Origin of the sequence: Mesorhizobium sp. M1E.F.Ca.ET.041.01.1.1, from assembly GCF_003997355.1 — a bacterium.
Lineage (GTDB): Bacteria > Pseudomonadota > Alphaproteobacteria > Rhizobiales > Rhizobiaceae > Mesorhizobium.
Genome location: NZ_RZSL01000001.1, coordinates 60,995 through 70,565, shown reverse-complemented (window position 1 = coordinate 70,565; position 9,571 = coordinate 60,995). Strand labels below are relative to the sequence as shown.

General features: G+C 59.6%; 5 protein-coding genes and 2 pseudogenes. 5 read left to right on the top strand and 2 right to left on the bottom strand.

All coding sequences use genetic code 11. The annotated features are described in order from the left end of the window. Positions 1–774: 774 nt before the first annotated feature. The 3 genes and pseudogenes from EOA38_RS00350 (at position 775) to EOA38_RS38885 (ending at position 5,588) form a co-directional block, all read left to right on the top strand. Positions 775–4,308 carry an autotransporter domain-containing protein gene (locus EOA38_RS00350; protein ID WP_082826570.1) on the top strand — a complete coding sequence of 1,178 codons (3,534 nt, stop codon included), beginning with the start codon at positions 775–777 and terminating at the stop codon, positions 4,306–4,308. Between the two features lie 243 nt (positions 4,309–4,551). Further along, positions 4,552–5,235 (top strand): annotated as a pseudogene (locus tag EOA38_RS40040) (integrase); the annotation flags it as partial. A 116-nt stretch (positions 5,236–5,351) separates the two neighbouring features. Beyond that, entirely contained in the window at positions 5,352–5,588 is a 237-nt protein-coding gene (locus EOA38_RS38885) for a hypothetical protein (protein ID WP_063169293.1), read from the top strand. Positions 5,589–5,749: 161 nt separating this feature from the next. Here the strand turns inward: EOA38_RS38885 and EOA38_RS00335 are convergent. Both EOA38_RS00335 and EOA38_RS00330 read right to left on the bottom strand, forming a co-directional pair. After that, positions 5,750–5,950 (bottom strand): annotated as a pseudogene (locus tag EOA38_RS00335) (SMC-Scp complex subunit ScpB); the annotation flags it as partial. Between the two features lie 93 nt (positions 5,951–6,043). Then, a complete protein-coding gene (locus tag EOA38_RS00330; protein WP_095769041.1) occupies positions 6,044–6,304 on the bottom strand; it encodes a hypothetical protein in 261 nt (86 codons plus the stop codon). A 217-nt stretch (positions 6,305–6,521) separates the two neighbouring features. Here EOA38_RS00330 and EOA38_RS00325 point away from each other — a divergent pair, with 217 nt between their 5' ends. Continuing rightward, on the top strand, positions 6,522–8,684 hold the full coding sequence (locus tag EOA38_RS00325) for a prolyl oligopeptidase family serine peptidase (protein WP_127298251.1): 2,163 nt from the start codon (positions 6,522–6,524) through the stop codon (positions 8,682–8,684). 38 nt (positions 8,685–8,722) lie between these two features. Then, positions 8,723–9,421, top strand: a complete 699-nt coding sequence (locus EOA38_RS00320; protein WP_063169295.1) for an OmpW family protein — start codon at positions 8,723–8,725, stop codon at positions 9,419–9,421. Positions 9,422–9,571 lie beyond the last annotated feature (150 nt).

The window sequence follows — 9,571 nt, the reverse complement described above, 5'->3', positions numbered from 1 at the left end:
ACGATTGTTGCGCCGCATCTTCCGCCCATGCCAGCAGCTACGCCGCCAGAGCGTCATCCGCAGCCTGCTTGATCAGCCATTCGATGTGATTTGACCACATCTGCAACACCTCGCGCTTCTCCTTGACGTTGCTATAGAGATCGTAGATTTCGCCAATGTCTCCGGTGCGGGCTCACAGCCCGTCCATATAGCCGCCAGTCTGCTGCCTTCGAGTGGCCCATGTTGGCCGCGGCCAGGAAGTGGCGACGATTGAAAGGACAAAATCAGTTGCCGAAACTCATCGCAGGTGACGGTCTGGTGGCAATTTGGGCACATCTTGTGTCTCGTCGCCAGTAAACACGGATGCCCGGCAGGAGCTGAGCTCGCTGCCGGCGGAAATCGTAGAGCGCCAGCGACGCATTCTGATCTTTCGTCAGGCAGTCGACCGCCTTGGCATACGCCTCGGCCTCCATCTCGATCGACCTGAACCGGTATCTTGTGCGCCATCCGGACGATCTGGGAAAGCTTGGCCGGGCCGGCGCCTTCCCAGGCGCACGGGAAGCGCGACGACCCATGTGGACCTTGGATTTCACTCCGCACTTACGCTGCTTTGGCCTTGTCAGCAGCCTGAGCATAAAGCGTGCTCAGCTTTCAGGCCGAGCACTCATCCATTGTTGACAGCACCTGTCGTCATTCAGGATCGCCCCATTCTCGCAGGCCGCTTGCAGCTTTCAGGCTGTTGTCAGCCAGGGCCGCCATAAAGGGTCTCGTTAAACAATTCAGGAGGCCGTTCCAATGAACAATCAGTTTGCGAGACTTTTTCGAGGACCAGGTATGCAGGCTTGTTTCAGGACAAAGAACTTTCTGGCGGCAACCACCGCGATGACGACGGTATTCCTGCCGGCTGTGTCTCTCGGGGTGGGTCTGGTAGCATTTCCAACTGGAGAAGCGTTGGCCGACGACCCGATTTCGATCCCGCTGGAGTATGTCGGGGAAGGCCATGACCGCCTGGGCATCTGGGCCAAGATCAACAATGGCAACGCGCAGCGATACGTATTCGACACGGGCTCGGACCAGCTCAACACGCAGATCGGGTCAGAGGTGACCGGGGTCCGCCCGATTGCCGACACGCCTTACGTATATACGTACGGGGACGGAACGTATGGTAATAAGCTTCAGAACGTGGAAATTGATAAATTTACATATGTCGATCCAGATCAAAAGATAACAATCGACGGGCCGTCTGTAAGCGATAAGAAATACCGGGCTGCTCGCATTCTCGATTTTGTCTATACCCATGCGTATTGCAAGGACAACAATCTTAAGTGCACGCCGGGATCCGTGACGGATGGACTTAAAGATATGTATGGTCAGGATCTCCAAGAACCTTATCACGCCGATAAGGAGCAGCGGGCGAAAATGACCGCTGGCAAGATGGCAGACGAAGGCGGCGATTTCGCAGGTACATTCGGGGCCGGCGATTTTCTTGGCAAGACAAGTGTCTGGGGCATGATGGGCAGTGTCACCAGGTCTGGCTACGTGGTCTCCGCCAATGTGAATCCGGATTCCGAGAGCGACCAAACGCCTGGCTGTTCCCCCTGCACGATTGTCAACCTCAATCCAAGCCTCCGGGCCCAATATACTAATGCCATGCCATGGGGAGAACCCGAGGAAAAAGATCAGGATTCTTATCAGAATTTTCCTGGCTCTGGCGCCAATGCCTCGACCGAATACGAAGGCAGCTACAATCTGCAGTACACGGTTAAGGATGGAGCCCCACCAATCACCGACCCCAACAAGACCGCGGTATTGCTCGACACCGGCACACCGGGCGGTGGCAGTCTGGAGATCAGTGATGCGATGCTGAAGCAATTTCAGGATGCGGGCGTCAAACTTAAAAATGTTCGGAGAAATGAGCAACGCGAGATCGTAAGCGCATCGGGCAACATCCCGAGCGTTACAATCGCAGGAACGGATGGCGATCCGGTAAGGCTGGACAATATCGACTTCACCTACACCAGCGGCACGACGGAACAACCCAATGACCAGACCAGTTTTGTTGCCGGTCTTGACTTCTTCAAAAACAGATCGGTCATTTTCGATCTGGAGAAGAAGTATACCGCTTATACGTCACATTTCGTCACTGCCAGCAACTTCTCTACCGATTCATCCGCACCCGAAGGGACCGGTCTGAGCAGGATCACGACGAGCATGGGGAATGAGGGCGGGTTCGGCATAGCGGGTGTCGTCTCCGGCTCCGGATCGCTGACGCTTGATACAAAGACGGTGGTCCGGATGACGAATGTCAACACCTACACCGGCGAGACGAATATTGCTCAGGATGCCTATCTCTCGCTTGCGGGGCTCGGCAACATCCAACGGTCAGCGAAAGTCGTTGCAGACGGCACGTTCGATATCTCCGAACATGGAAATGGCAGCGACTATTGGGGAATCTCCGACGCCTACAACGATGCCCGTATTCGTAGCCTGAGTGGCAGCGGAACGGTCGAACTGGGCAAGCGTACCCTGGTGCTAACGGATTCGAACGACACGTTCGCCGGCAGCATCAACGACCTCGACGTTGATAACAATAATATGGGCGGCAAACTATTCGTTGCCGGTGGCGTGCAAACGCTGAGCGGAAAGAACAATTTTTCCGGCATGACGACGGTCGGTTCCGGCGCGGGATTGCTGCTTGCCGATACAGGTGTGCTTTCCCATGATGCGACCACGTCCGGCTTTCTCGGGAATGACGGGCAGATCGGGGGCACGGCTATCGCAAACAGCGGCGGTGTCGTCGCAGGCGGCGGCACCTACGGTGCGGTCACCATTTCCGAGGGCGGCACGGTCGCTCCTGGCAGTGCGACCGATCCGAGCAGGATCGTCACCACACTGACTGTCACGGGCGATTTCGCGCAGCAGTCCGGATCGATCTATCAGGTCGACCTCGCAAGGTCGTCCGATCTCATCGATGTTGGCGGAGCAGCGGCGATCGACAGCGGCGCGCAGATCGAGCTGCTGCGGCAGGGAACGCTATCGGTCGATGCCCGATATACTCTGCTCTCCGCAGCAGGCGGCGTAAGCGGCACCTATGGCGGGCTGACGGGGGCTCTGGCGACAGACGCGACGCCCTTCGTCGATTTCCAGCTCGTCTACGATGCCAACAATGTCTATCTCGATATCAGCCGCACATCGACGGCGTTTGCCGATGTAGCCAGCACCTTCAATCAACGCTCGGTCGCCGCAGCGGCTCAGGCGCTTGGAAGCGGTAATCCGATCCAGGACAACATCCTGTTCCTGACGGCGCCGGAAGCCCGCAACGCTTTCGATATGCTATCAGGCGAGGTTCATGCTTCCATTCATAGCGGCCTCATCGAGGACAGTCATTCTGTACGCGATGCCGCGAGCGAACGGATCCGTGCGGCGTTCGACGGCGTCGGTGCCTCCAGCGTTCCGGTGATGACTTATGGGCTGGGTGGTCTGGAACTGGCCCCGGCAACGAGTGAGAATTTCGCCGTATGGGGCCGTGGCTTCGGCGCCTGGGGTCATCTCGACAGCGACGGCAATGCCGCCGGTCTCGATCACTCGACAGGCGGCTTTCTGGCTGGCGGTGACGCGGCTGTCGGCGAAAGCTGGCGGCTCGGCCTCATCAGCGGCTACAGCCATACCTCCTTGGAGGCGGACGATCGCGCGTCGTCGGGCTCGAGCGAGAATTACCATCTCGGTCTTTTTGCCGGCACGCAGAACGGCAATCTCGGTTTTCGTTCCGGCCTTGCCTATACCTGGCACAGCATCGAGACCGGCAGGTCCGTGGTCTTTCCAGGCTTCGCCGACAGCCTTTCGGCCGATTACGACGCCGGCACGTTCCAGGCCTTTGGCGAGCTCGGCTACCGTATCAATACGGCTTCGGCTTCCTTCGAGCCCTACGCTAATCTCGCTTATGTGAATTTTGACGCCGATGGCTTCACCGAGAATGGCGGCGCAGCCGCCTTGTCGAGCGGGGATCGCTCGAGCGACACGGCGTTTACCACGCTAGGTCTGCGTGCGTCGACGGTACTGACCCTCGGCACCGTGACTGCTACCGCGCGCGGCGGTCTTGGCTGGCGCCACGCCTTCGGCGACGTCAGGCCGGATACCGCTCTTGCCTTTGCTGGCGGTTCCTCCTTCGCCATCAAGGGCGTGCCGATCGCAAAGAACGCAGCTCTGCTCGAAGCTGGGCTTGACGTAAACATCACCGAGAACGCGACGTTCGGCATCGCCTATCAGGGACAGATCGCCTCGGATGCCCAGACACACGGGTTCAGCGCCAAGCTCGGCGTCCGTTTCTAAATCACCCGCAAAAGAGATTGGTTATGAAGTCAGTGAGTGCATTTTCTTTTACCGTCGTTCTCGGCTCAGCGACGGTGATGTCTGTGTCCGCCGCGCGAACGGACGATGCCTGCTACAACAAGGCACAAAGCCTATGATGACGCAATGTTCAATCGACGACCTGAAGCCAGTCGATGGCGAGCTTGACAAGCTCTACAAGGAGATGGAGACCCGGCTCAAAGAGTCCCGGCGCATGTCCAGGAACTGGTCGAGACCGCGAGGGGCTACAACGCCACCTCGGAGAACACGCGCGACGCCTACCCCAAGGATTGGCGGCATTTTTCCTCCTGGTGCCGGCGCGCTGGCTTCGATCCCCTGCCTCCGGGCTCGAAGGTGATCAGGCTCAATATCAGCGCCTGTGCCTCGGGCACCGCCGCCGGCGATCCGAAGCGTGGCGCCCCTGCCCTTTAGTTTGCGACCATCGAGCGGCGGCTTTCCGGCCTCGCCTGGAACTTTACCCAGCGCGGCCGGCCGTTGGACCGCGCGGAGCGGCATATCTATAAGGTTCTTGCCGGCATTCGCCGCAAGCACGCAAAGCCACCGCGGCAGAAAGAGGCGGTCCTGGCGACGATCTGCTGGCGATGATCGCCACGCTCGGCCACGACCTCAGGGCCTGCGCGACCGCGCTATTTTGCTCCTGGGCTGTGGCGGCGGCCTGCGGCGCTCCGAGATCGTCGGTCTCGACGTCATGCGCGACGACAACAGCGATGGCGCCAGCTGGATCGAGATTTTTGACGGCAAGGGCTGCTGGTCACCCTGCGCGGCAAGACCGGCTGGCGCGAGGTCGAGGTCGGCCGCGGCTCCAGCGACCACACCTACCCCGTAGTCGCGCTCGAGAGCTGGATCCGCTTTGGCCGCATCGCACGTGGACCCCTGTTCCGCCGCATCTTGTCGATCAGGTCGATATAATACGAAAAAGCCGCCGCCATTCGGGACGGGCGTCGGCTATCATGTCCAGCCATTATGCGGCGAGCGGATAGCTTTCGCCGGACCAGGCAGAGAACTTGGCGGCAAAAGCCTTCATCTCGTCGACCGCGAATGTGGTGCGCGGTTGCGAACTCGACTTGCTGGGCGAGAGGGACCTCGCCGAGAAAGGCGCTGACATGAGCGGGATGCTGCTTGGCCAAATCGAGATCCGCAAAGCAATCGGCCAGCGCCGCGTCGTCCAGCTGTACGCTGCAGGGCGCGTTCACGTCGTCAAGACGGATGCCAAATGCTTGCTCATAATGGCCGCAAGGTAATCGTTTCGGGTCGGAGACACAAGTTGCCGCCTCCTTCGCCGTAGAGTGGCCCGATACAATCACGATCGATATTGCCACCTCTTATCGATAGTGATCGCATAGTTCCCTGATTCGACTCTCAACCGCTCATATCAAGCGATTACTTCCATGTATCTGCTGCGCTAGCCCGTCCTGGCCTTGGAGTGTCGCTCCTCACCTCCTCCACCACTCACCAGCCCGATGGGAGTATCGCCCGCCAGCAGCTTCTCCTTGCTGAGCAGCGCGGCAACCTCAATCGCCTCGAAATCGGGCAAATCCCGCAGTGTGTCGAGGCCGAAGTGCAACAGGAAGGTCTTGGTCGTGACGTAGGTGTAAGGCGTGCCAAATTCAGCGGGCAGGCAGACGTTGACCCACAACAATCAAGGGGACGGTGCAGGCCAAGATTGCGGCAGGGCTTGGGCCCCCCACCCTTCTCCTCAGAACTCCGCTGCTTCCAGCTGGCGGCTGAAACTCACAGGCGCAGCCAGCTTGGTCTCTAACAGCATCGATCGCATCATGGTGTCTGCCATGAATCCGTGTGCGTGAAGCGCTCCAGAGCGAAGATGTTGGGCGTCAACCAGGTTCACTCCAATGAGCTTCACTTCTCGAGTTCTGCACAGTGTCCACGACTGGCGCCGGAGGTTGATCCGGTGATTAGGAGGAGCACTCGTTGTCGGATTCTCGACGATGTCGGACATGTGACACAACGCTTCCAGAGCGATCGCATTGTTCCGAAACGATTTTCCCAGTTGGCACGAAGGTTGCGGCCCTATGCGCAAAAGCACTGCGATGCCGCACCGACTGGAAGAACTCATCAATGATCACGCTTTTCGAACATGTGGGCGCCGCTACCAACACTAAGCGTTCCCGATCAAACGGAAGCCTCTATCCCTTCTTTCTGAAGGCTGTCCGGACATGAACGCATTTGATGTCCGTCCAACGCTGGATGCTCCCGACGACGATCTCTATCTTTGGCTTGAAGATGTGGAAGGCGAGCGGGCACTTGCCTGGGCCGCCGGCCAGTCGGCAAAGACCCTGAAGCACTTCAGTGGAACGCAGTTCGAGCGCGACCGCGCGGCTCTGACAGCCATTTTCGACAATCGCGACAATCTTCCCCTGATCGCGCGCCGTAGTCAGTACCTCTACAATTACTGGCGAGATGACGGTAATCCACGCGGACTGTGGCGCCGGACCACCCTTGCCGCCTACATGAAGGCGGATCCCCAATGGGAGCTACTGCTCGATCTGGATGCTCTCGCGGCTAGCGACGGAGAGGACTGGATCTGGGACGGCGCGTCCATCGAGCCGGAGAGACGGGAAAGAGCCGTTCTGCGCCTGTCGCGCGGCGGCAGCGACGCGGTCGTGCATCGCGAATTCGACCTGATTTCTCTGAGCTTTGTCGCCGACGGCTTCAACCTCCCCGAGGCCAAAGGCTACGTTAATTGGCTGGACCCTGACACGCTTCTGCTTTCCAGTGCGCTTGGTAATGGCATGGCCACCCGCTCCGGCTATGCGCGCACAGTTCGACTGTGGAAGCGTGACGCGGATCCCCTCACCACGCCGGCAATCTTCGAGGCCGGGTTCGAAAGCTTCCAAGTGTCTGGTCATTCGGACCGCACCGGCCGCAGCGAGCGCCTTTGGTTCATCGAGCAGCCGGCCTTCTTCGAGAAGATCAGCTGGATCGGCGATAGGAGCGGGCCGAGGAGGCAGATCGATCTTCCTCGCGACGCGTCGTGGCGGGTCTTCGGCGACTGGCTGGCGGTAAGGCCGCGCAAGCCCTGGACGGTGGGAGGCACCACCCATCCCGCCGACGCGCTGATCGTCATCTCGCTTTCCACTTTCCTCGCCGGCGGACGCCTTTTTGAGACCCTGTTTCAACCAGGGGAAAGGCGCTCCATGCAGTCATTCTTCTGGAATGACGGGAAGCTCATTATCTCTTACCTCGTCAATCTCGCACCGCGTTTCGAGATGTTCACTCCCGGCCACCAGGAATGGACGCGCCGAGTCCTGAACACCCTGCCCGCCGAAGGTACTGTCGACGTCTGGTCATTCGATGCGGCAGTTCACGAGACCAATGGAGAGGTCCTGATCTGTGCTCAGGATCCGATCACGCCGCCGCAGCTCTTGCTGTTCGATCTGAATGCCGCGCCGTCTCTCAGCGCTTCAGCAATCCTGAAGCGCAGCCCGGAGAATTTCGATGCATCCGGACTGGTGGTCACGCGCCACGAGGCAGTCTCTATCGATCATGAGCTGATCCCCTATACGCAGGTTGGTCCGGCGAACGGGAACGGAGATGCTCCGATTCACCTTTCCGCTTATGGCGGGTTCGGCGTATCATTCCTGCCCTACTACAACTCCCCGCTGGGCAAGCTGTGGCTCGAGCGCGGCGGCACGTGTGTCGAGGCGAACATCCGCGGCGGCGGCGAGTTCGGCACCCGCTGGCACGAAGCCGGGCGCAGGGAGGGCAAGCGTCTCGCCCACGACGATTTCGCCGCCGTTGCCTCCGACCTCGTGCGAAGGGGCATCACCCTGCCGAGGCGGATTGCCGCCGAGGGTGGCTCAAATGGCGGCCTGCTGATCGCAAACATGCTGACCCGCTATCCTGAGCATTTCGGGGCTCTGTTCTGCACAGCACCGCTTATCGACATGCGTCGCTACACCAAGCTCTTGGCGGGCGCGAGCTGGATCGACGAATATGGCGATCCGGACAAGGTTCACGATTGGGCTTTCCTGAAGGAAATCTCCGCCTATCACGCCGCAGCGCCGGGACAGCCCTATCCGCCTATCCTGATCGCCACCACGAAACGCGACGACCGCGTCCATCCGGGCCATGCGCGCAAGATGGCCGCAAAACTGCAGGCTCTTGGCTATCCCGCTTACTTCTACGAGGCCAGCGCAGGCGGGCACGGCTGCGGCGAGGACAATCGGGAGCAAGCCGCATTCATCAGTCTAGGCACCAATTTTCTCCGCAGCGCAATCGGCTTCAACGATCACCCTCCGGAGACGGCGGAACGCGTTGCAACGCAAGAGGGGCATTTGAGGTCCATCAACAATTCATTCGAGCAGGAGACGAAATAGTGCAGTGCATCCTTTCTGAACATCAAGGAGTGAATCTCATGGCGAGAACGCGAATGGGCGTAGCGCGGGCAACAGCAGCGGCGGTGGCCCTGATCATGGTGGGACAGCAGGCCGTCGCCGCGGAGCCTGCGCAAGCAGAGACCGTCCTGGCGGAGACGGGAGCCTCGGTCACCGAAGCGCCAATCCCTTGGCAGGTCCGCCTGCGGGCGTTGGGCGTCGTTACGAAAGATCTGGGCTACGTTGATACGCTTCCCGGCTCCGGTCTTTCGTATTCGGACACGGTGACGCCGGAACTCGATATCTCGTATTTCTTCACCGACAACATCGCCGCCGAACTCATACTCGGTACCACTTATGCCAACATCGCGGGCCAAGGGACGATCGGAGGGTTGGGCAACATCGGCAAAGTTTGGCTGCTGCCGCCGACACTCACGTTGCAGTACCATTTTACCGATCTCGGCGCGTTCAAGCCTTATGTCGGCGCCGGCGTGAACTACACGATCTTCTACAACCAGGACACTGGCAGCGCTGATGCTCTCAAGGTGAAGAACACGTTCGGCACGGCGCTGCAGGTCGGATTCGACTACATGGTGGACCAGCACTGGGGCCTCAACTTCGACGTGAAGAAGCTTTTCCTGAAGCCGGACTTCGACGTCACGGTGACCGGCGCGAAGCTGACGGGGAAGGCGGAGCTCGATCCCTGGCTGATAGGCGCAGGTGTCACCTACCGCTTTTGAATATCAGAGTGAAGTCTGCTTCCCGACTGCCGGTTTAAATGAAGGGCGCCTCGCGCGCCCTTTTTTACGGTCGACACTGCAGCGCAAGACCTCATGAAGCTATTGTCGGGCGGGGTTCTCTTCCGGCGGACCAAGAAGATGCACTGGCCA